The organism is Halalkalicoccus sp. NIPERK01 (assembly GCF_030287405.1).
In the GTDB taxonomy this organism is placed as follows: domain Archaea; phylum Halobacteriota; class Halobacteria; order Halobacteriales; family Halalkalicoccaceae; genus Halalkalicoccus.
On the sequence record NZ_JASVVV010000050.1, the window covers coordinates 1 to 248 of the forward strand.

General features: G+C 57.7%; 1 protein-coding gene. It reads right to left on the reverse strand.

All coding sequences use genetic code 11. The features are described 5' to 3' along the window. Positions 1-8: 8 nt before the first annotated feature. Positions 9-248 (reverse strand): hotdog family protein (locus QRT08_RS18510; RefSeq protein WP_483299979.1); only part of this gene is annotated, 240 nt, incomplete at its 5' end.

Below are 248 nucleotides of genomic sequence, written 5' to 3' on the forward strand. Positions count from 1 at the left end.
CGGTCTATTTAATATTTAGTTTTTTTATTTTTTTTTATTTTTTCGTAGTTCTCGTAGGACAGCACGGTCTCCTCGCGCTGGTTCGTTACCGTGATCGCCTCGGGGACGATCCCCGTGTTCGGGTCGCTCTCGGAGGGGCGAGTGTCGAGGATCTCGGTCCGGACGGTGATCGCGTCGCCTGGTTCCACCGGCCGGTGCCAGCGCACGTCGTCGATCCAGAGCCCGCCGACGACCGCACGCTCGTTTCT